Below are 19826 nucleotides of genomic sequence, written 5' to 3'. Positions count from 1 at the left end.
CCAACGGCGGGCCGGCCTACGACGGCCCCCGACACTTCGACTACAAGCCGTCCCGCACCGAGGACATGGAGGGGGTGTGGGCCTCCGCGGCGGCCGGTCCGCCGGTCCGACGGTGTCGTGCTGGCCGGTCAGCCGCCGGCCATCCCGGCACCCACCTCGTCGATCGCGTCGTCGACCTGGCGGGCGAGGTCCACGTCGAGCGCGGTGACCCCGTTGGCCTGGCTGGTCCGCACCGTCAACACGGCGGCGGTGTCGCCCGGACGCCCGATGCTCGGACCGCGACCATTGTCCTGGCGCAGCCGGTCGAGCCGGGCGAGCACTCGGTCCAGGTTGTCGGGCGGCAGTGCGACCACCCGGTAGAGGCCCTGGCTGTCGCCCGCCCAGTAGGGCAGATCGTCCAGCGCCGCGCTGATCTCGTCGGCGTTCAGGGTGGGTGTGGTGGTGGAGGCGCCCACCAGGCCGCCGCCGGCCTCCGGCGGGTTCAGCAGGTCGCGCAACCCGTCGGGTACGTGCAACGACTCGACCAGGTCGCCGTCCTGCTCGGCGAGCGCGGCAATCGTCGCCTCGGCCTGGTACCGGGCCTGCTCCGGGGTGTTGCCGCTGATCCGGCCCACCTCGGCCAGGAAGCCGGGCAGGTCCTGGTGCCGTTCGATTCCGTCGACCGGCAGCACGTCGTGCAGCGACGCCGGCACCGCGGCGAGCAGCCGCTGCCGCTCGGCGGCCTCCAGGGCGAACGCGAGGACCAACACGGTCGCCTCGGTGCCCACCTTGGCGGTCTTGAAGTCGACCCCGGCGCGACGACGGACCTCGTCGACCAGGTCGTGGTAGCCCATGCTGTTGACACCGGCCGCACCGCTCGGCGGGGACGGCTGCGGTCGCGGGTTGTCGGCGCTACCGACCTGCGGCGGTGCCGGCCCCCCGCGCGTGGTGTCCGACTTGTGCGCTCCAGCCGCCGGTGGGCCGGCCCGCTTACCCGCATCGAGGCTCGTGAGCTGCTTGGACGCGCTCAGACTGGCGCCGATCTCGCTGGGCTGGCGATTCTGTTCCCGGGCCTGCCGGGCCAGTGCCCGGCGCCTCTGGTTGTCGCCCTCCATCTGCTTGCGCATGCTGGCATCCCTTCCGCTGGGGATCGTGGCTGCGCCAGTCGCCTTCCCGCCGTCCCGGAGAAGGAAACGGAGGCCGACGGCCGGGTCGGACCGGCCTGCGCCACGCTTCATCCGGCGGGGGTGAGGGGTGCTCACCCACACGGCCCGCACGATCGGGTCAGGACCGGAGTTCTTCCGAGGTACGCGGAAGGAAGGTCGTCATGAAGGAAGTTGTCGAGATCGTCCCCGCTCGACCCGGCTGGTACGCCCGCTGGCAGCTCACACCCGAGGTCACCAGGTGTTACCCGGTGAGCCTGTGGGCGCTGCTGGAGGAGGCCGACGGAACGGGCCGCGAGGTGATCGGAATGGACTGCATCGGTCAGTGGCCCGGTGCGGACGACAACGAGGCGGGTGGGCAGTTCGTCCGCTACCTGTACCAGACGCCCGATTCGGGGGAGCCCGAGGACGTGGACCCGACCCCGATCGGCGAGCTGCGTGAGGACGGCCCCCGGCTCCAGCCGATGACGGCACCCTAGACATTCCTCCGGCCCCCGACCCCAGGTCCCAGGGTCGGGGGCCACCCCGTCTCGCTTCCCGGGGTGGCCTACGGGTCAGCCGATGGCGCGCACGTCGTCGTCGGCGTGCGCCTCGGCCAGCAACTCACTCAGGCCCGTGCGGTCCAGCATTCGTTGAAGCTGAGGGCTGACTCCGGTCAGTCGGATCGCCCCGGCGGCGCGGTGCACCACCAGCAACGCACTGAGCCCGGAGGAGTCGCAGAGGGTCACCCCGGTCAGGTCGACGAGAACCGGGGCGTCGTCGTCGCCGCGCAGCTCGGCCGCCGCGGCGACCAGCTCGGGCGCGCTGTCGTAGTCGAGCTCACCGGTCAGCCGGAGTCGGACGGTCCCGGCGGCAAGCCGGGTTGTCTCGATGGTCAACAGCTGGTCGGGCATCCCACCATTTTCCTTGTCGAGCGACGAAACGCAAAGCGGGGGCGGCGGTACGCCGCCGTGTCCCTGGCCCAACGCCCGCGTTGTGGCGGTGCCGCCACCTGCCGTGAGATGCCGCTTTCCGGGTTCGGGCGTAGGCTGGCTGGAGAGTTTTGACCGTAGACGCCGGTTCCGGCACGGGTTCGGTGAACGACAAGGAGTGAGGCTCAGCTGGTGACTGCTTCCGACGTCAGGGACTGGGACCCGGGCGACGGACGGCTCTCCACGCCGAGCACGACACGACCCTCGGCGTGGTCCGCCGACGTCCGCCGCCCCGCTGCGGCCCTGCCGCCGCTGGCCCCCGACCGGGGTCAGGCCACGCCCGACTGGTTGGAGGTCGTCGAGCACTTCCGGGAGGGCCTGGTGGTCTGCGACGCCGATGGCGTCGTGCGGCACGTCAGCCCGGTGGCTGAGCGGTTGCTGCCCGAGGTGACGCCCGGCGAGCTGCTCGGCGCGGCCGGTGTGCCCGGGTTGAGCGAAGGCGTTCCCGGCAGCTTCACCCATCGCGGCCGCCGGCTCACCGCGCGCCAGGTGCCGCTCTCCGGTGACCGCTGCTGCTGGTACGTCGAGGACGTCACCGACAGCGTCAGCCGCGCCGACGCGCTTCTCGCCGAGCGGGCCCGCTCGGCGTTCCTGGCCGTGGTCGGCGACAAGCTGGGCAACCCACTGCACCCCGACCGGGCTGCCGCCGCGGTCGTCCGACTCGCCGTGCCGAGCCTGGCCGAGGTGGCGGTGCTGGTGCTCGCCCCACGGGCCGGGCGCGCCCGCTGGTGGCGGGCGTCACGCACCGACGACGAGGCGCCGACGGTGGACAGCGGCGTACTGGCCGGCGGCGAGCTGCCGACCGCCATCGCCGACGGGTTGACCGGTGCCGAGCCGCACGCGGTGGACTGGCTGGTCGAGCAGGCCGTCGACGCCGGTTGGCTGCCGGGGCTGGCCGGCACCGACAGCGCCGCCCGGGTCGTCCCGCTGCCGGGGCGCGACGCGCCGGTTGGGGTTCTGCTGGTGGCCCGCCGCGCCACCCGCTGGTACGACGAGGACGACGTGGAGCTGGTCCGCGCGTTCGCGGCCCGCGCCGGCGCCGCGTTGACCACCGCCCTGCTCTATCGCGACCAGGCCGAGGTGGCCGACACCCTCCAGGCCAGCCTGCTGCCGGTCGAGCCGGTCGAGGCCGCCGGTGTGCAGTGGGGCACCGCGTACCGACCCGCGCAGGCGGGGCTGCGCATCGGCGGCGACTTCTACGGTTCGCACCGGCTCACCGACGGTGGTTCGGTGTTCTTCCTCGGTGACGTGTCGGGCAAGGGCGTCGAAGCCGCCGTCTTCACCGGCCAACTGCGCCAGTGCCTCCAGGCGCTGCACCGGTTGGAGTCGAACCCGGCGCGGTTGCTGCGGCTGCTCAACGACGCGTTGCTGGAGACGACCCAGGCGCACGGCCAGGGCCGCTTCGCCACGATCGTGCTCGGCGTGGCCCGCCCGGAGCGCGACGGCGGCCTCACCCTCACCATGGCCGGCGGCGGGCACCTGCCACCACTGGTGCTGCGCGCCTCCGGTGAGGTGGAGACGGTGCCGCTGCGCGGCATGCTGATCGGGGTGGTGTCCGACCCCCGCGTCGGGGAGGTGACAGTGCGGCTGGCGCCGGGCGAGACCTGTCTGCTCTACAGCGACGGCGTGACCGAGGCCCGGGGCGGCCGGCGCGGCGACGAGCAGTTCGGCGCCGAGCGGCTGGTCACCGCGCTGACCGGCTGCCACCGGATGCCCGCGCCGGCCCTGGCCGAACGTGTCGAACAGATCACCTGCGACTGGCTGGCGCAGGGCGACCACGACGACATCGCCGTGCTGGCACTGCGGGCGGCAGGCCTGAGCGGGCGCAACGCGCGGCACCTGCACTCGGTGCCCGCCGGCATCGAGCAGACGGAGGGGACTGACGCGTGACCGCCGCCACGGCCATCACCAACTTTGGCGAGGCGTACTCCGGCTACCTGGAACATCTCGCCGACGCCGACGAGTACGCCGCGACCGACCTGGCGATAGGCCTGCTCGACTCGGGCGTCCCGGCGGAGCGGGTGCTGCTCGACCTGGTCGCGCCCGCCCAGGCCGAGGTGGGCGAGCGGTGGGCGCGCAACGAGTGGAGCGTCGCCCAGGAGCACGCTGCCACCCACATCAGCGAGCAGGTGGTGGCGGCTGTCTCCGCGCACGTCAAACCGCGACCGACCGGCGGCCGGGTCGTGGTCGCCTGCATGGACGGCGAGTGGCACGCGCTGCCGCCCCGGCTGGTGGCCGAGGTGCTGCGGTTACGCGGCTGGCAGGTGACCTTCCTGGGCGCCAGCGTCCCCGCGGCGCACCTCGTGTCGTACCTGCACCGCTACGACGCGCACGCGGTAGCGCTGGCGTGCGCGCTACCGATGCGCCTGCCGTACGCCCATCGGATGATCGAGGCCTGCCGCCGCTCGGACGTGCCGGTGGTGGTCGGCGGGCGTGGGTTCGGCACTGATGGCCGGTGGGCACGCCGGCTCGGGGTGGCCTGGGCGCCGGACGCGCCCTCGGCGGCCGAGTTGATCGCCGACGAGCGGGCGCTGCGCGGGGTGCCGCCGGCGCGGCTGGCCCACCTGGCCGACGACGAGTACGCCAGCCTGGTGCGCCGTCGCGGCGAGCTCATCGACAGCGCGTTGACAGAGCTGCGGGAGCGGGTGCCGGCGGCGCGGGCGTACACCGCCGCGCAGCTCGACGCGACAGTGAGCGACCTGGGCCACATAGTGGATTTCCTGGCCGCGGCGGTCTACGTCGACGACCCCTCGTTGTTCACCGAGTTCGTCGAGTGGCTGTCGGGGATTCTGGGCAGTCGTGGGGTGCCCGCCGGGGCGGTCGTCCTGCCACTGGAGCACTACGCCGCCGCGTTGCGGGACTTTCCCCGGGCGGCGCGGGCGCTGGCGCTGGGATGCGCGGCGCTGCCCGCCACCGCCCGCTGACCGACCCGCCGGTGGCATCCGGATCGATCACCGCGCTCGGCGGCGCACGAGTCAGCTCTGCGTATACTTGCCGGACTGCAAACGTCCCACCCGAGGGTGGAGCGAGGGGGAGAACGGTGACGTTCAGCGTCAACTACGTCGAGCGCGACGGTGGTGGCGCCTGCCTCCGGCTCGTGGGCGAGCTGGACCTGAGCACCGCCCCCGAGTTGACCGCCGCGATCGACCGGCTCACCGCGACGGGCGAGACCCGGGTGCTGCTCGACCTGACCGACCTGACGTTCTGCGACTCCACCGGCATGGCCGTGTTCGTCCGGGGCGACAATCAGGCGGCGGCCGATGGGGGTTGGCTCCGGCTCACCGGCGCCCAGGGGCGGGTCGAGCGGGTGCTGCGGGTGACCGGCCTCGCCGACGTGTTGCGCTACGAACCGGAGTCGGTCGACCCCGCGTCCCGCAGCGCTTCCTGATGGGCTAGATTTCCCCGCCAGCATTTCCCCGCCAACGCGGTGACCGTCAGGGTCCCGTCCCCGCCGACTCCGAGGCAGGTAGTGATGGGCGCAGACAGCCCGCAGCCGGTACGCATCCTGGTGGTCGACGACGACCCGGGTGATGTGCTGATGATCGAGGAGGCGCTGGCGGACTCCGACGTCGAGAAGATCATCGACGTGGTGAGTGACGGCGAGGAGGCGATGGAGTTTCTCCGCGCCGAGGGCCGGCACGAGCAGGCCCGCCGACCGGACGTGATCCTGCTGGATCTGAACATGCCGCGGATGGACGGTCGGCAGGTGCTCGGGGCGGTCAAGCAGGACGAGGATCTGCGGACCATCCCGATCGTCGTGCTGACCACCTCCAACGCCGACACCGACATCGTCGGCAGCTACACGTTGCAGGCCAACGCGTACGTCACCAAGCCGATCGACCTGGACGACTTCAACGACGTGGTCCGCCGCATCGACGAGTTCTTCGGCCGGGTCGTCGTGCTGCCCAAGCGCATCTGAGGCCCGCGCCACCTGCGCGCATGCTGAACAATTTTCCCGAACCTCCTCGGCGCGAGCGGTCGCGGCCGAGGATCCAGGTGGGGAAGTAACAGCAGCTGCCTGGGGGGCGACAGTATGAGATTCTCCGTCGTTGAGACCGGTTACGACCAGCGGCAGGTGGATTACTGCCTGGACGAGTTGGGGATCCGGTTGTCCCGGCTCGCGGCGCGGGCCGAGGGCGCGGCCGGGGCGACCCGGGAGTGGGACGAGATCCGCCAGGAGGCGGCCTGGCTCAGCGGGCTCCTGCAACGACTCGACCTGGGCGACGACGCCGCCGCCCGGTACGCCGGTGACGCGGTGCGGCGCGAGGCCGCCGAGATCCTGGCCCAGGCCCGCGCCGAGCTGGACGAGGCCCGCGAGGAGGCACGGCGGGTGCGGGAGCGGGCGTACGCGGAGGCCGTGCAGGCCCGACGTGACTTCGAGGCGGCGCTGGACGTTCGCCGACGGCGCGAGGTGCGGGTGGACGAGATCCTCAGCCAGGTGACTGTCGACCAGGTGCCCGCCGACACCCCCACCGCAGCCGCCGGGGTGGCGGGCAGCCGGGTCGGGGTCGGTGGCCCGGACGCGGGCGCGGAGCGACCGCCGGGCCGTCGCTGAGGACGTACGGGCAGTGGGTGCCCGGCTCAGGCGGTGAGCGCCGCCGCGACGGTGGTCGCCCGATCCTCGTGCTGGGCGTACGCGTCGGGGTAGGCGGAGATCTGCACGGCCTGGGCGGCCGAGGTGACGCTCATGTCCTGCCAGCCGGGGATCTCGTTGAGCGCCGTGTAGAAGGCCCGCGCGGCGTACGACGGGCGCATCAGCTGGGCCACGGTGCCCCAGCCGCTGCTGGGCCGCTGCTGGAACAGCCCGACCGAGTCGTGGTCGGATCCGCTGCCCTGGTTCGGATACTCCGCCGACTCCGGGAGGACGTCGCTGGCCAGGTTGTAGAGGTTGCTCTCCTGCATGGCGGTGGACAGTGCCACCACCAGGGCGCGGCGCGGCATCTTCATCTCCAGGCCGACGTCCACGATGATCTTCGCGTTGTCCATCTGTGCCTGGTCGAGGCCGGCGACCGGCCGGGGGCGGCGGGGCTTGACCGGCTTCTTGGGCGCCTTGCGGACGGCGGTGGGTGTGGGCGTGGGCTTCGCCGTCGGGCTGGGCAGGATCCGGGCGGGGGCGGCGTCGCGGTCCAGCGACCGGGAGGCGCGCTCGTCGGCGATGGCGGCGCGGTCGGCCACCGCCTCGGCGAGCGGCTCGACCGTACGGGGGGTGTCGTCGTTGCCTCGCGCGGTGGCGACAGCGACGAGGCTGAGGCAGCAGGTGACACCGGTGGCAAGGGCCACCCGCACCGGGGTCGAGCCCAGTAGGGCGCGACGCGATGGTTCGGGAGCGCGGTGACGGCCGATCGTCCGTTCGGTTGATGCGGCGTCGTCCGAGGGGGTGGTCGGGCGCGCGTCGGTCAGCTTCTGGGCAGAGGGGTCGTCGGGATGCACCTGACGAGGCTAAAGAGCTGAATGCCCGATGCCATCAGTCCGTACAGTGGCATGCGCCACAATTTGCCCTGATCATGCCGACTTTAGCGGGCATAACAACCGCGAAGCTGATCAACCTCGCGGATAACCCGAGACGGTTATTCCCGACTTGCCTGGTGAATGCGGTCGCCCGGCCGCTCCGCCGCCCGCACGTCCGGCCACGTCAAGGACTCAGCCGAAAAACCGATCCACCCTCCACCAACCGGCCCCCGTCCCCACCCCCCAGACCCCCCACCTCGGCGATCTTGCACTTACTGTGGCGACGTAAGGGGCATTAACCCTCATATCGACGACCGAAAGTGCAAGATCGGCGCAGCGGGGCGTGTGGGCGTGCGGGCGGGTGTGGGCGGGTGGGGCTGGAGCGTGGAGTCAGTGTCGGCCGTTCTCGGCCGGTGTGACAGTCAAGCGGTGTCGGCTGGTGTCGCTGCTGGAGAACGGCCAGAGCCGGTCGGCGTACTCGACCAGGTCGGCCAGTTGATCTCGGCTCAGCCCGGCCGAGGAGATCTCCGCGTGGACGTCGGCCCGGTATCGGCCGTCGGTGTCCCGCCCCAGCTTCGCCTCCGCGCGGACCTGCACGGTGTGTGCCTCGTCGGTGATCTCCCCGGCCACCTCCACCGCCGCGTGATGCAGGCAGGAGGCGAAGGCCGCGGCCAGCAACTGTTCCGGGGTCAGCCCGGTGCAGTGCGGCGCCAGCGGTGAGGCCAGCGCGGTGGAGAGCCCGCCATCGTCGGTGCGTACGTGACCGCCCTCGGCGGTCGCTGTGGCCTCACGCAGCCAGGAACTCTGATCCGGCATCGCGTTTCTCCCGTCGCTCACCAGGACGGCTACCCCTTCGCCGTCCGACGAAACGCCGCTGGTCGTCAGGTCAGCGCCCGGCGGGCAGGTTCGGCTCGTCCACGAGTGCCACCGCCTCGGTGGCCTCGGCGGCGGCCCGTTCGGTCCACGGCGACGTCGGCGCGGGCCGGCGGGTCGTCGGGATCGTCATCGGCACGTACACCCGGGCGTCCACCGCCTCGGCGAGCAGCAGCGCGGCGACCAGACTGGTCGGACGCTGCTCGGGGTCGTCGGCGAGGCAGGAATGGCACAGCTCGGCGACCTCCGGCGGGAGCCCGTCGATGTCGGGCAGCGGCTCCGGTGGCCGACGGCGGCGTACGTCGAGCAGTTCGTTCGAGGTCGCCGCGCGGTACGGCAGGCGGGCGGTGAGGCTGTAGTAGAGCAGCACGCCGAGGGCGTACATGTCGGCGGCGGGGGTGGCCGGCGCCTCGTCCAGCTGCTCGGGCGCCAGGTACGCCGGGGTGCCCAGCACCATCCCGGTCGGCATCGGGTCGGGCGCACCGGCGGCGATGGCGATGCCGAAGTCGAGCACCTTCACCCCGGCCGGCGTGAGCATGACGTTGGCCGGCTTGACGTCCCGGTGCACTATGCCCTCGGCGTGCGCGGCGGCCAGCGCGGCGGCGACCTCCGCGCAGACCCGCACCGCGATCTGCCAGTCCAGCGGCCCGGCGCGCAGGTGCACGGCGAGCGTCTCACCCTCGGCCAGCTCCATGACGATGTAGGGCACCGGTCGGCCGGGCCACGTCGAGGAGGTGCCGAAGTCGTGCACGCTGGCCACGTTGGGGTGTTCCAGGCGGGCAGCCGACCGGGCCTCCGCGCGGATCCGGTCCACCGGGCCGTCCCGGTCGTCGTGGCCGGGCGAGATGAGCTTCACCGCGACCGGCCGATCCAGCACCTTGTCGTAGGCCCGCCACACCTCGGACATCCCGCCCACACCGATGCGCTGTTCGAGCCGGTACCGCCCGTCCAGCATCCGCATCGACCGCTCCTCGTCCTCGCCCCGCCGACGGCGGGTGCTGACGTGGCGGTACCCGAGCGCCGAGCTGGGCAAACCGGCGCCCGATTCAGGGCGGGCGGCCCTGCGCACCTCGCTGCGTCACGGCGGTAGGTGCGGTAGCTTGCGAGCCAGAGCCGGTGTCACCGATTGTGCCGGCACGGTCACCCGAGGGGGCGCCGCGATGAGCGAGGTCACCGTACGCTTCGTCGGCGGGCCCGCGGACGGCCTGGTCCGGCTGCTGCCGGCCGGGTCGGACGGCGCCCCACCCCAGCGTTGGATCATGCGGCACCCGGACGGCACGGGCTCCGTGCAGCCCGGCCCCGACCACCTCTACGAGCGCGACCGGCCCGACGAGGCCGGCGGCTGGAGCATGCGGTTCGTGCGCACCGACGCGTACGGGGTGTCCGAGTGACCACGAGGCGGGGCTGACCGGTGGCGTCGCCGGCGTCGCGTCGATCCGGCCGCACAGCTCGCGCACAGCCTCCGCAGGGGCGCGGCACAGGCGCGGCGGCCACCATGGGGCCCATGGTCATGAACGGGCAGACCGCGCCGAGCCGGATCGAGCTGCGTCGCCCCGACGGTGAACCCGTCCGGGTGCTGGTGGTCGACGACGAACCCACGCTCACCGACCTGCTGTCGATGGCCCTGCGCTACGAGGGTTGGCAGGTCCGCACCGCCGGCAACGGCATGGCGGCGTTAGGCACGGCCCGACAGTTCCAGCCGGACGCCGTGGTGCTCGACGTGATGCTGCCGGACCTGGACGGCTTCCAGGTGCTGCGCCGGCTGCGCGAGCACGCCCCCACCGTTCCGGTGCTCTTCCTGACCGCCCGCGACGCGGTCGAGGAGCGCATCGCCGGGTTGACCGTCGGCGGCGACGACTACGTCACCAAACCGTTCAGCCTGGAGGAGGTGATCGCCCGGCTGCGCGCGCTGCTGCGCCGCTCCGGGCTGGCGATCGCCGCCCGGGAGGAGGCGGTGTTGATCGTCGGTGACCTCAGTCTCGACGAGGACAGCCACGAGGTCCGCCGGGCCGGCCAGCTCGTCACCCTCACCGCGACCGAGTTCGAGCTGCTGCGTTACCTGATGCGCAACCCGCGCCGGGTGCTCAGCAAGGCGCAGATCCTCGACCGGGTGTGGAACTACGACTTCGGTGGCCAGGCCAACGTGGTGGAGCTGTACATCTCGTACCTGCGCAAGAAGATCGACGCCGGTCGCGCACCGATGATCCACACACTGCGCGGCGCGGGCTATGTCCTCAAACCCGCCGAGTAGGCGCCGCCCGCTGCGCGCCGCCCGCGGGTGGTTGGCCGGGCGCTCCCTGCGTACCCGACTGGTGTTCGCCCTGCTCGCGCTGCTGGCGTTGGTCAGCGTCGTCATCGGTGGCCTGACCACTGTGGCGCTGCGGCACTTCCTGATCGACCGGCTCGACGCGCAGTTGGCCCCCGCCACGGCCACGCGGGGCGACCGGCCGGGACGGCCGGCGTTTCCCGGCAACGGACCGGGCATCCCAGCCGGGCTACCGTCCGGCGCGGTGGTCGCCGAGATCAGCGACGGCCGCGTGACCAGCGCCCGGACCCTGACCAACAGCGTCTCCAACGCGTTCCCCGACCCGCAGTCCGTCCCGGTGGGGGAGGTCGCCGCGCTGGCGGACCTGCCGGTCGACTCCAGACCGCGCACGGTCGACCTCGGCGACCGCGGTGACTACCGGGCCGTGGCCCGCCAGTACTGGGACGGCCGGGTACGCGTCGTCGCGGTCCCCCTCTCCGGCGTACAGGAGACCGTCTGGGCGCTGGTCGCCGCCCAGGCCGGGGTGGCCGCGGTCGGGCTGCTGCTCGCCGGTGTGGCGGGCGCGCTGATCGTGCGGGCGACCCTGCGACCGCTCAACCGGGTGGCCGCCACCGCCACCCGCGTCACCGAGCTGCCCCTGGACCGGGGGGAGGTGGCGCTCGCCGTCCGGGTCCCGGTCGCCGACACCGACCCGCGCACCGAGGTCGGTCAGGTCGGCGCGGCGCTGAACCGGATGTTGGGCCACGTCGCCGACGCGCTCTCCGCCCGGCAGGCCAGCGAGACCCGGGTACGCCAGTTCGTCGCCGACGCCAGCCACGAACTGCGGACGCCTCTCGCGGCGATCCGCGGCTACGCCGAGGTGGCGCGGCGTGGCCGTGACGAGGTCCCCGCCGACGTGGCGCACGCGCTGCGCCGGGTGGAGTCGGAGAGCACCCGGATGACCAGCCTCGTCGACGACCTGCTGCTGCTGGCCCGCCTCGACACCGGTCGGCCGCTCGCTGTCGAACCGGTGGACCTGACCGCCCTTGTGGTGGACGCGGTCAGCGACGCGCACGTCGCCGGCCCCGAGCACCGCTGGCAGCTCGCACTGCCCGAGGTGGCGATCCGGGTGCCCGGCGACGCCGCCCGGCTGCACCAGGTGGTGGCGAACCTGCTCACCAACGCCCGGGTGCACACCCCGCCCGGCAGCACTGTCACCGCCACGCTGGCCGTCGACGCCGCCAGCGCCGTGCTCACCGTCGCCGACGACGGGCCGGGGGTGCCGGTGGAGCTGCAACCGGAGATGTTCGAGCGGTTCGCCAGGGGCGACAGCTCCCGGTCCCGCGCGCACGGCAGCACCGGTCTCGGTCTCGCGATCGTCGCGGCGGTGGTGGAGGCCCACCACGGCACTGTCGGGGTGGACAGCCGTCCGGGTCGGACCCTGTTCACCGTCCGGTTGCCGAATGCCACAGCCGACGCATAGTCGGCGCACGGCACACCGGCGCCGGTCAGCCGACCAGCATCTCGGTGAGGACCTCGACGACGCGTCGGGTGTGCCGCCCGTCGGGGTCCTCGTCGGTGTTCAGGTCGGTCACGCTCATCCCGAGCAGCCGGTCGGCGCGGGCCAACGGCGTGACCAGCGCGATCAGGTCCGCCCAGCGCGGGCCGTCCGGCTCGGGGTAGGTCACCGCGGGCAGGTCGCGCGGGTCCACAACGTCCAGGTCGAGGTGCAGCCAGGCCGGTCCGTCCCCGTCGGTGGCCAGGCTCGCGCCGACCGTCGCCGCGCCCCGGCGTCGCAACTCGGCGGCGTTGACCTGGTGGATCGCCGGGTCGATCCGGGCCGCCTCGACCCGGCTGCTCTCGTCGGTGGCCGGGCGGTGCCCGAGCAGGTGGACGCGGCCGGGTTCGATCAGCGCGCCGTCTGGGCCGACGGCGGCGGCGGGGCCGTTCCCGGTGACCACCGAGAGGTCCATGTCGGCGGCCTCACCGGTCGGTGAGGTAGCGCCGTCGAGGAAGTCCGGGTGGGCGTCGACGAACCACAGGTCGGTCGCCGGGGGCAGGGCCCGGCAGATGCCGGGCAGGATCGCGCAGTCGCCGCCGAGCACCAGTGGTCGGTGGCCGTCCGCGATCAGCGCGCCGATCCGCGCGGCGATGGCGCCGCCGGCCCGGACCAGGCCCGCCGCGCCGATCACCCCGCTGGCCGGGTCGCGGTTCGGGTCGCGCAACCGCGCCTCGTCGATCCGCCCGTCGTCGTCGGCGGCCAGGGCCTCGCGCAGGCCGGCGCGGCGCAGCGCGGCAGGGGCCCGCTCCTCGCCGCGCCCGGCGCCCGAGGAGTCCAGCGGCGCGTCCACGATCATCCAGCGCACGTCCGCAGCGTACCGGCGCGGCCGGCCGTCCCGGCCGCATTCTGTGGTGCGGCTGGGAGTACGCCGATGTGCCCGCGACAGCGACGACGACCGGCGTACGGTGAGGGACAAGTCCGGCTTTCTGGGTCAAAAGCCTCATCGGTGTACGCCCTGGGACGCCGGTGTCGAGGCGGCGAGGGCAAGGAGCGATCGGTGGAACATCTGGCCTACCTGGACGCGGGGTCCGGCAGCCTGATCGTGCAGGCGGTCGTCGGTGGGGTGGCTGGCGCCGCGGTCGCCGCGAAACTCTACTGGCGACGGCTGGTCGACCGGTTCCGCCGGCAACCCACCGACCAGCGCTGAGCGGGCCAGCCCCGACGATGGCGATCTCACCCACCGAGGTACGGCCCGAGCCGGCTTCCTTCCGCGACCCCGCCAACCGGGTCTTCCACGTCGGCGACGAGGTGCTGCGCGGGCTGAACCCCCAGGCCGCCGAGCACTGGCGGGCACTGACCGACAGCACGTTCTTCCCGGCCCTTGTCGCCGCGCGCAAGGTCTGCGCCACCGAGGACGCCCCGCCCACCCTGGTGCCGGCCGCTAGCGGGGCACCGTGGGCGGCAGTGCTTCGCCACGAGCGCATCCCGTTCGTCTCCCACCCGTACGAGTGGTCGTTCAGCATGCTGCGCGACGCCGCCCTGCTGCACCTGGAGATCCTGACCGCCGCGCTCGGCGAGGGGTTCACCACGAAGGACGGCTCGGCGTACAACCTCCAGTGGCGCGGCGCCCAACCGGTCTTCATCGACATCGGCTCGTTCGAGCCGGTGCGCGACGGCGAACCGTGGGCCGGCTACCGGCAGTTCTGCCAGACCGTGCTCTACCCGCTGATGCTCACCGCCCACCTGGGCGTCGACTTCCAACCGTGGCTGCGCGCCCGGGTCGACGGCATCGAGGCCGACGAGCTACGGCCACTCTTCAACGGCGCCCGCCGGCTGCGCCCCGGCGTGCTGACCCACCTGCACCTGCACGGGGCCATGCAGCAACGCAACGCCGCCGCCAGCACCACCGAGGTACGCGACCAACTGCGGGCCGCCGGCTTCTCCCGGGAGCTGCTGCTCGCCACCGTACGCGGCATCGAGAAACTGGTCCGCAAGCTGGACCGCCGCCCGCCCGAGAGCCACTGGTCGGACTACCAACGCACCTGCGGCTACTCGGCCCGCGACCGGGTGGCGAAGGAGCAGTTCGTGGCCGTCGCTGTCGCCGCCGGCACCCGCCCCCGCCTGGTGCTCGACCTCGGCGCCAACGACGGCCGGTACTCCCGGCTGGCGGCCGGGCACGCCGACTACGTGGTCGCCGTCGAGCAGGACCCCACGGTCGTCGACGAGCTGTACCGACAGCTGCGCTCCGAGGGGCAGCGCCGGATCCTGCCGCTGGTGCTGGACCTGGCCGACCCCTCGCCGGGCGGCGGCTGGCGGGGCGTCGAGCGGGCCGGCTTCGCCGAGCGGGCGTCCGCCGACGTGGTGCTCGCCCTGGCCGTGGTGCACCACCTGGCGATCGGGCGCAACGTGCCGCTGCCGGAGGTCATCGACTGGCTGGCCGGGCTGACCGCGCCGGGCGGCGCTGTGGTGGTGGAGTTCGTCCACCCGGAGGACCCGATGGCGACCCGGCTGCTGGCCAACAAGCCCGCCGGTCTCTTCCCGGACTACCGACGCGACACCTTCGAGACGTTGCTCGCCGCCCGAGGACGGATCACCGACCGGCTGGAACTGCCCTCGGGCACCCGCACGCTCTACCGGACGGTGATGGGTGGCTGAACCGGCCTCCGTCGACCCGCCGGCCCCGCCCGACCGGCGGTCCCCGACTCCCACTCCCCGACGGTGGGACCGGGGCTGGCGAGGGGAGCTGGGTCGGCTGCTGGAGATCGTCGCGCTGGTCGGTCTCGTGGTCACCCAGCCGCTGCTGGACGTGCTCGGCCGCAGCCCCGACTTCTTCCTCTTCCACAGCGCCGACCCGGCCCAGATCCTGCTGCTGCTCGCCCTGGTGACTGTGGTCCCCACCGTCGCGGTGGCGCTGCTCGGCGCGCTCAGCCGACTGGCCGGACCGCCCGCGCCCTCACCCACACCGGGCTGGTCGGGCTGCTGGTCGCCGCCCTCGCCGTGCAGGTGGGCCGACACGTGACGCCACTTCGGGGCGTACCGCTGCTGCTGGTGGCAGTGCTGGCCGGAGCCGCCGGCGCGGCCGTGCACCGGCGGTGGCGGGCGCCGGGCCTGATGCTGCGACTGGCCGCCGCCGGCCCGGTGGCCTTCGTGGCGCTCTTCCTGCTCGCCTCACCCACCTCGGCGGTGGTCCTGCCGCGCGGCGACGGTGGCGCGGCCGGCACCGCGCAGGGTTCGGCCGTGCACCCGCCGGTGGTCATGCTGATCCTCGACGAGCTGCCGCTGGTCAGCCTGCTCGGCGCGGACGGGAAGATCGACGCCGGGCGGTACCCGCACTTCGCCGAGCTGGCCGGCGGCTCCACCTGGTACCGCAACTCCACCGGCGTCAGCGGGTGGACGCCCAACGCGCTGCCGGCGATGCTCACCGGCCGTTACCCGGCCAAGCCGGTCGCCCCGCACTACTCGCAGTACCCGGACAACATCTTCACCGCCTTCGGCGGCCTGTACGACATCCGCGCCGAGGAGAGCATCACCCGGCTCTGCCCACCCAGTCGCTGCGAGCAGCCGGTCGCCCCGGAGCAGGGGCTCGGCGTGCTGGTCCGGAAGACCGGCAAGCTGCTCGGCCGGGTCGCCGGGCCGACGGAGAGCGCTGTCGACCCGGAGGACTCCTACCGCGAGCAGACCCGCGCCGAGGCCGGCCTGGACGCCGCCGAACCGGTGCCGGCCGACCCGAAGTTCCGCTGGGACAGCCTGGACGACAACCAACCGGCCCGGTTCACCAGCTTCCTGGCCGGGCTGAAGCCGACCACCCGGCCCACCCTGCACTTCCTGCACCTGCTGATGCCGCACTCACCGTGGGCGTACCTTCCGTCCGGGTCCCGCTACGACGCCCCCGAGGACCTGCCCAACGACGGCGCCGGCTGGGTCGACCTGGCCCGGCAGCGGCACCTCGCCCAGCTCGGCTACACCGACCGGCTGATCGGCGAGACGCTGCGGACGCTGCGCGCCAACGGCCTCTACGACCAGGCCCTCGTCGTGGTGACCGCCGACCACGGCGTCAGCTTCCGCCCCGGCGCGCAGGGCCGGGGCATGGACGCCATCAAGGCCGCCGCCGGCGAGGTCGCCTGGGTGCCGACGTTCGTCAAGGAACCCCGGCAGCAGGCCGGCCGGGTGGACGACCGCAACTGGGAACACGTCGATCTGCTGCCGACAGTGGCCGACGAGGCCGGCGTCCGGCTGCCCTGGCGGGTCGACGGGCGCTCCGCCCGGCAGGCCCCCCGCACCGACGGTACGAAACACTTCTACGACCGCCCCGGCGAACCGGTCACCTTCCCCGGTGGCGTGCCCGCACCGCCACCCCTGCCGACACCCCACCCCCTGGTCGGCACCGAGGTACGCGCCGGCCCGGCCGCCGGCAGCGCCCGGGTCGCCGACCTGGCGGCGTTCACCGCCACGGACCCGGACACCGGCACCCTCCCCGCACTGGTCTGGGGAGACGTCCCGGACCGGATCCCGGACGGCACGCTCCTCGCCGTCGCCGTCAACGGCCGCATCGGGGCCGTCGTCCCGGTTGTGCCCGCCGACCCCGGCGGACGCCGGTTCGCCGCGCTGCTCGCCGACGACAAGCTCTTCCACGCCGGCACCAACCAGCTCGACGTCTTCCAGGTCGCGACGGACGGTACGCTGCGACGCCTCACGCTGTCGTGACCTGGCTTCCGGGTTCGGTCCGGCCTGGTCCCCGGGTCCGGTCCGGGGGTTGGTCCGGGCTGGCGTCCGGGTTCGGTCCGGTCCGATCCCGGGGTCGGTCCGGGTTCGATTCGGTCCGGTCTCGTCTGGCGGGATGCCGGGTTTCCCGGCCGCCCGGTCGGGAATCGGGTGACGCATACCTCACCGCCGAACCACGGCGGGCGTTGTCCCCCGAGCCGCAATTACGGTAGAAGCGAAGGCAATTCAACGTAGATCTGCCGGCGAAGCGAGGAACCACATGACGGAAGTCAAGCTCGATCACCCCGGTGGGCAGCTGTCGATGCCGGTGCATCCTGCGGTCGAGGGCCCCGCCGGTATCGGGGTGAGCAAGCTGCTGAAGGAAACCGGGATGACCACGTACGACCCCGGTTTCGTCAACACCGCCGCTGCCTCATCCGCGATCACCTACATCGACGGCGACGCGGGCATCCTGCGTTACCGGGGGTACCCGATCGAGCAGCTGGCCGAGAAGTCCTCCTTCCTGGAGGTCTCCTACCTGCTCATCTACGGTGAGCTGCCGACCGAGCAGCAGCTGACCGAGTTCACCGAGTGGATTCGGCGGCACTCGCTGCTGCACGAGGAGATGCGCCGCTTCTTCGACGGCTTCCCCCGGGACGCCCACCCGATGGCAGTGCTCTCGTCCGCGGTGAGCGCCCTGTCCACCTTCTACCAGGACAGCCTGGACCCGTTCGACTCCGAGCACGTGGAGATCTCCACGGTCCGGCTGATGGCGAAGGTCCCCACCATCGCCTCGTACGCGTACAAGAAGTCCATCGGTCAGCCGCTGCTGTACCCGGACAACTCGCTGGGGTACGTGGACAACCTGCTGCGGATGACGTTCGGCGTGCCGGCGGAGCCGTACGAGGTCGACCCGGTGATGTCGAAGGTGCTGGACATGCTCTTCGTCCTGCACGCCGACCACGAGCAGAACTGCTCCACGTCGACCGTCCGCCTGGTCGGCTCCAGCAACGCCAACCTGTTCGCCTCGGTCTCGGCCGGCGTGAACGCCCTGTTCGGCCCCCTGCACGGTGGCGCGAACCAGGCGGTGCTGGAGATGCTCCAGCAGATCCACGCCGGCGACGGCGACGTCCGGTCCTTCGTCCGCAAGGTCAAGGACAAGCAGGACGGCGTCAAGCTGATGGGCTTCGGCCACCGGGTCTACAAGAACTACGACCCGCGGGCGGCGATCGTCAAGAAGGCCGCGCAGGACGTGCTGGGCCGGATGGCCAAGCCCGACCCGCTGCTGGACATCGCCATGGAGTTGGAGGAGATCGCCCTCGCCGACGACTTCTTCGTCTCCCGTCGGCTCTACCCGAACGTGGACTTCTACACCGGCCTGATCTACAAGGCCATGGGTTTCCCGACCAAGATGTTCACAGTGCTCTTCGCGCTCGGCCGGCTCCCCGGCTGGATCGCCCAGTGGCGCGAGATGATCAACGACCCGGAGACCAAGATCGGCCGTCCGCGGCAGGTCTACGTCGGCTCCGCCGAGCGGGACTACGTCCCCTTCGGCGAGCGCTGACCCGCTCCTCGCTGCACCAGCAGGCCGTCGACCCCTCCCGGGTCGGCGGCCTGCCGCCTTTCCGCGCTCCGCGCTGCCCCGCCCCGGCATGATCGACTCGGGCTCCTTGAGGCACGGTGTCCGTGCGCCGCGCCGCCCCGCGTCGGTACGATCGACTCGGGTTCCTTGAAGGCGCGGTGTCCGTGGCGCCGGAACACCGCGCCTTCAGAAAGCCGAGTCGATCACCCGCGGGGGCGGTCCCGGGCGGCGGATGATCACCGACGGGGCGGCCGGTCAGAAGGCGGAGATGTCCTGGGCCCGCTCGCTGCGGCTGAGCGCGCTGATCAGTGCGGACTGGCCACGGCGGCGCACTGCCAGTCGGACCAGCAGGTCGCGTACCGGGTCGAAGACGTCCGCCGGGAACTCCGGCGTAGGGACGCCGATGCTCACCGCGAGGTCGTCGGAGTGGACCACGATCTCGAGCTGACGGGTGAGCAGGAAGTCGCCGCGCCGCAGCGCCCAGCCCTGCCACGGGATCGGCACGACCTCACGGGCGGCACCCCGGGAGAGCAGGTCGCCGACCTCCGCCAAGGCCCGGGCGGAACGGGCGTGCAGCTCGGCCGGCCCGCGTGCGGCGTCGGCCTCGTCGGAGCCGGAGGCGACCGTGCTCTTGTCCGGAGACCCCTCGGAGACCCACGCGGCCCGCCCGTAATGCTTGTCGGCCGCCTCCAACACCGGCAGGTCGGTCGGCGTCGGCAGTAGCTCCGCCGCCCGGACCGCCTGACGTCCCAGGTGGCACGCGAGGCCACCCACGGACAGGTGCGGCAGCGCACTCGGGTCTGACCACCGCTCGGTCACCTCGGGACGTCGGATCAGGTCCAGTGCGATCGAGGCGGCGACCGGAAAGCTGGCATCCAGGGCGTCGACAGGGCGAGACATCCGCACATTCTGACAGCCCCGACCGACATCCACCGAGCTGTACGGCCCCGGCCCGACGGCCCGACGGCCCGACGGTCAGGCGGCCAGGTGGTCAGGCGGCCCGACGGTCAGGCGGCCCGACGGCCCGACACTGAGCGGTGCGGCCGGCGTCCAGCGGCGAGCTACCCGGCCGGCGCCCGCGCGCACCGCGCCCGGCACCGCAGCCCATCAGCCCAGCGCTGAGCGGTGCGCTGCGCTCCTCAGCGCATGATCGACTCGGCCTTCAGGAAGTCGGGGAGTCCCCAGCACCAGGACAACCCGATTTCAAGAAAGCCGAGTCGATCAACCGCAAGTCGGGGGGTCCCCAGCACCGGGACGCCCCGACTTCAAGAAAACCGAGTCGATCAACCCCGCCCGAACCCGGCCGGTCCTGCTCGAGGCCGGCCCCGCTCGAGCCCGGCCGGCCCCGCCCGAGCCGCGCTCG

At 72.8% G+C, this 19826-nt stretch carries 19 protein-coding genes and 1 pseudogene; 13 read left to right on the top strand and 7 right to left on the bottom strand.

Translation table 11 applies throughout. The features are described 5' to 3' along the window. Positions 1-128: 128 nt before the first annotated feature. A complete protein-coding gene (locus AB0C20_RS26025) occupies positions 129-1106 on the bottom strand; it encodes a DUF2267 domain-containing protein (protein ID WP_357568925.1) in 978 nt (325 codons plus the stop codon). 200 nt (positions 1107-1306) lie between these two features. Between AB0C20_RS26025 and AB0C20_RS26020 the strand changes: the two genes are divergently transcribed. After that, the gene (locus tag AB0C20_RS26020; protein WP_357190654.1) at positions 1307-1621 is read left to right on the top strand and encodes a hypothetical protein; all 315 of its coding nucleotides are present in this window, start codon (positions 1307-1309) and stop codon (positions 1619-1621) included. 75 nt (positions 1622-1696) lie between these two features. On the opposite strand, the gene AB0C20_RS26015 is transcribed toward AB0C20_RS26020, so the two are convergent. Beyond that, positions 1697-2035: an STAS domain-containing protein gene (locus AB0C20_RS26015; protein WP_357190656.1), complete on the bottom strand. Its 339-nt coding sequence runs from the start codon at positions 2033-2035 to the stop codon at positions 1697-1699. Between the two features lie 210 nt (positions 2036-2245). On the opposite strand from AB0C20_RS26015, the gene AB0C20_RS26010 reads away from it, so the two are divergent. The 5 genes from AB0C20_RS26010 to AB0C20_RS25990 all read left to right on the top strand — a co-directional run bounded on the left by AB0C20_RS26010 (position 2246) and on the right by AB0C20_RS25990 (position 6668). Further along, positions 2246-4003: a PP2C family protein-serine/threonine phosphatase gene (locus tag AB0C20_RS26010; protein ID WP_357568924.1), complete on the top strand. Its 1758-nt coding sequence runs from the start codon at positions 2246-2248 to the stop codon at positions 4001-4003. Then, positions 4000-5037, top strand: a complete 1038-nt coding sequence (locus AB0C20_RS26005; RefSeq protein ID WP_357190660.1) for a cobalamin-dependent protein — start codon at positions 4000-4002, stop codon at positions 5035-5037. The genes AB0C20_RS26010 and AB0C20_RS26005 overlap by 4 nt, the downstream gene beginning before the upstream one ends. Positions 5038-5153: 116 nt before the next feature. Then, complete coding sequence (locus tag AB0C20_RS26000; protein ID WP_357190662.1) at positions 5154-5501, top strand: STAS domain-containing protein; 348 nt, start codon at positions 5154-5156, stop codon at positions 5499-5501. An 84-nt stretch (positions 5502-5585) separates the two neighbouring features. Further along, positions 5586-6032, top strand: coding sequence for a response regulator (locus tag AB0C20_RS25995; RefSeq protein ID WP_357190664.1), 447 nt, complete (start codon positions 5586-5588; stop codon positions 6030-6032). 114 nt (positions 6033-6146) lie between these two features. After that, the gene (locus AB0C20_RS25990; protein ID WP_357190666.1) at positions 6147-6668 is read left to right on the top strand and encodes an ATPase; all 522 of its coding nucleotides are present in this window, start codon (positions 6147-6149) and stop codon (positions 6666-6668) included. Positions 6669-6694: 26 nt separating this feature from the next. On the opposite strand, the gene AB0C20_RS25985 is transcribed toward AB0C20_RS25990, so the two are convergent. From AB0C20_RS25985 to AB0C20_RS25975, 3 genes are all read right to left on the bottom strand, one after another. Next, the gene (locus AB0C20_RS25985) at positions 6695-7543 is read right to left on the bottom strand and encodes a hypothetical protein (RefSeq protein WP_357190668.1); all 849 of its coding nucleotides are present in this window, start codon (positions 7541-7543) and stop codon (positions 6695-6697) included. Between the two features lie 408 nt (positions 7544-7951). After that, positions 7952-8377, bottom strand: a complete 426-nt coding sequence (locus AB0C20_RS25980) for an OsmC family protein (RefSeq protein WP_357190670.1) — start codon at positions 8375-8377, stop codon at positions 7952-7954. A 70-nt stretch (positions 8378-8447) separates the two neighbouring features. Next, positions 8448-9395: a serine/threonine-protein kinase gene (locus tag AB0C20_RS25975; protein WP_357190672.1), complete on the bottom strand. Its 948-nt coding sequence runs from the start codon at positions 9393-9395 to the stop codon at positions 8448-8450. A 199-nt stretch (positions 9396-9594) separates the two neighbouring features. On the opposite strand from AB0C20_RS25975, the gene AB0C20_RS25970 reads away from it, so the two are divergent. From AB0C20_RS25970 to AB0C20_RS25960, 3 genes are all read left to right on the top strand, one after another. Further along, on the top strand, positions 9595-9825 hold the full coding sequence (locus AB0C20_RS25970) for a hypothetical protein (RefSeq protein WP_112587606.1): 231 nt from the start codon (positions 9595-9597) through the stop codon (positions 9823-9825). Positions 9826-9938: 113 nt separating this feature from the next. Then, positions 9939-10685, top strand: coding sequence for a response regulator transcription factor (locus AB0C20_RS25965; RefSeq protein WP_357190674.1), 747 nt, complete (start codon positions 9939-9941; stop codon positions 10683-10685). 31 nt (positions 10686-10716) lie between these two features. Continuing rightward, positions 10717-12162, top strand: coding sequence for a HAMP domain-containing sensor histidine kinase (locus tag AB0C20_RS25960; RefSeq protein WP_357190687.1), 1446 nt, complete (start codon positions 10717-10719; stop codon positions 12160-12162). A gap of 25 nt (positions 12163-12187) precedes the next feature. On the opposite strand, the gene AB0C20_RS25955 is transcribed toward AB0C20_RS25960, so the two are convergent. Then, positions 12188-13036: an arginase family protein gene (locus AB0C20_RS25955; protein WP_357190689.1), complete on the bottom strand. Its 849-nt coding sequence runs from the start codon at positions 13034-13036 to the stop codon at positions 12188-12190. A gap of 201 nt (positions 13037-13237) precedes the next feature. Here AB0C20_RS25955 and AB0C20_RS25950 point away from each other — a divergent pair, with 201 nt between their 5' ends. From AB0C20_RS25950 to AB0C20_RS25935, 4 genes and pseudogenes are all read left to right on the top strand, one after another. After that, positions 13238-13387 carry a hypothetical protein gene (locus tag AB0C20_RS25950; protein WP_165947858.1) on the top strand — a complete coding sequence of 50 codons (150 nt, stop codon included), beginning with the start codon at positions 13238-13240 and terminating at the stop codon, positions 13385-13387. A gap of 17 nt (positions 13388-13404) precedes the next feature. Further along, on the top strand, positions 13405-14835 hold the full coding sequence (locus tag AB0C20_RS25945; RefSeq protein WP_357568923.1) for a methyltransferase domain-containing protein: 1431 nt from the start codon (positions 13405-13407) through the stop codon (positions 14833-14835). 70 nt (positions 14836-14905) lie between these two features. After that, positions 14906-16884, top strand: a pseudogene (locus tag AB0C20_RS25940) (sulfatase-like hydrolase/transferase); the annotation flags it as partial. Between the two features lie 277 nt (positions 16885-17161). Next, complete coding sequence (locus AB0C20_RS25935; RefSeq protein WP_112698363.1) at positions 17162-18445, top strand: citrate synthase; 1284 nt, start codon at positions 17162-17164, stop codon at positions 18443-18445. A gap of 273 nt (positions 18446-18718) precedes the next feature. On the opposite strand, the gene AB0C20_RS25930 is transcribed toward AB0C20_RS25935, so the two are convergent. Next, entirely contained in the window at positions 18719-19363 is a 645-nt protein-coding gene (locus AB0C20_RS25930) for a maleylpyruvate isomerase N-terminal domain-containing protein (RefSeq protein WP_357568922.1), read from the bottom strand. Between the last annotated feature and the right edge of the window lie 463 nt (positions 19364-19826).

The organism is Micromonospora sp. NPDC048843, assembly GCF_040649965.1.
Classification (GTDB): domain Bacteria; phylum Actinomycetota; class Actinomycetes; order Mycobacteriales; family Micromonosporaceae; genus Micromonospora; species Micromonospora hortensis.
Note: the sequence above shows the minus strand (reverse complement) of the source record. Positions and strands in the feature narration are given on the sequence as shown.

Bases quoted from the DNA above. Each gene is read 5' to 3' on its own strand.
- AB0C20_RS26025 (WP_357568925.1), bottom strand. From the start codon at position 1,106: ATGCGCAAGCAGATGGAGGGCGACAACCAGAGGCGCCGGGCACTGGCC.
- AB0C20_RS25975 (WP_357190672.1), bottom strand. From the start codon at position 9,395: ATGCGGATGCTGGACGGGCGGTACCGGCTCGAACAGCGCATCGGTGTG.
- AB0C20_RS25945 (WP_357568923.1), top strand. From the start codon at position 13,405: ATGGCGATCTCACCCACCGAGGTACGGCCCGAGCCGGCTTCCTTCCGC.
- AB0C20_RS25965 (WP_357190674.1), top strand. From the start codon at position 9,939: ATGGTCATGAACGGGCAGACCGCGCCGAGCCGGATCGAGCTGCGTCGC.
- AB0C20_RS25970 (WP_112587606.1), top strand. From the start codon at position 9,595: ATGAGCGAGGTCACCGTACGCTTCGTCGGCGGGCCCGCGGACGGCCTG.
- AB0C20_RS26020 (WP_357190654.1), top strand. From the start codon at position 1,307: ATGAAGGAAGTTGTCGAGATCGTCCCCGCTCGACCCGGCTGGTACGCC.
- AB0C20_RS25935 (WP_112698363.1), top strand. From the start codon at position 17,162: ATGACGGAAGTCAAGCTCGATCACCCCGGTGGGCAGCTGTCGATGCCG.
- AB0C20_RS25980 (WP_357190670.1), bottom strand. From the start codon at position 8,377: ATGCCGGATCAGAGTTCCTGGCTGCGTGAGGCCACAGCGACCGCCGAG.
- AB0C20_RS25930 (WP_357568922.1), bottom strand. From the start codon at position 19,363: ATGTCTCGCCCTGTCGACGCCCTGGATGCCAGCTTTCCGGTCGCCGCC.
- AB0C20_RS25990 (WP_357190666.1), top strand. From the start codon at position 6,147: ATGAGATTCTCCGTCGTTGAGACCGGTTACGACCAGCGGCAGGTGGAT.
- AB0C20_RS25995 (WP_357190664.1), top strand. From the start codon at position 5,586: ATGGGCGCAGACAGCCCGCAGCCGGTACGCATCCTGGTGGTCGACGAC.
- AB0C20_RS26015 (WP_357190656.1), bottom strand. From the start codon at position 2,035: ATGCCCGACCAGCTGTTGACCATCGAGACAACCCGGCTTGCCGCCGGG.
- AB0C20_RS25955 (WP_357190689.1), bottom strand. From the start codon at position 13,036: ATGATCGTGGACGCGCCGCTGGACTCCTCGGGCGCCGGGCGCGGCGAG.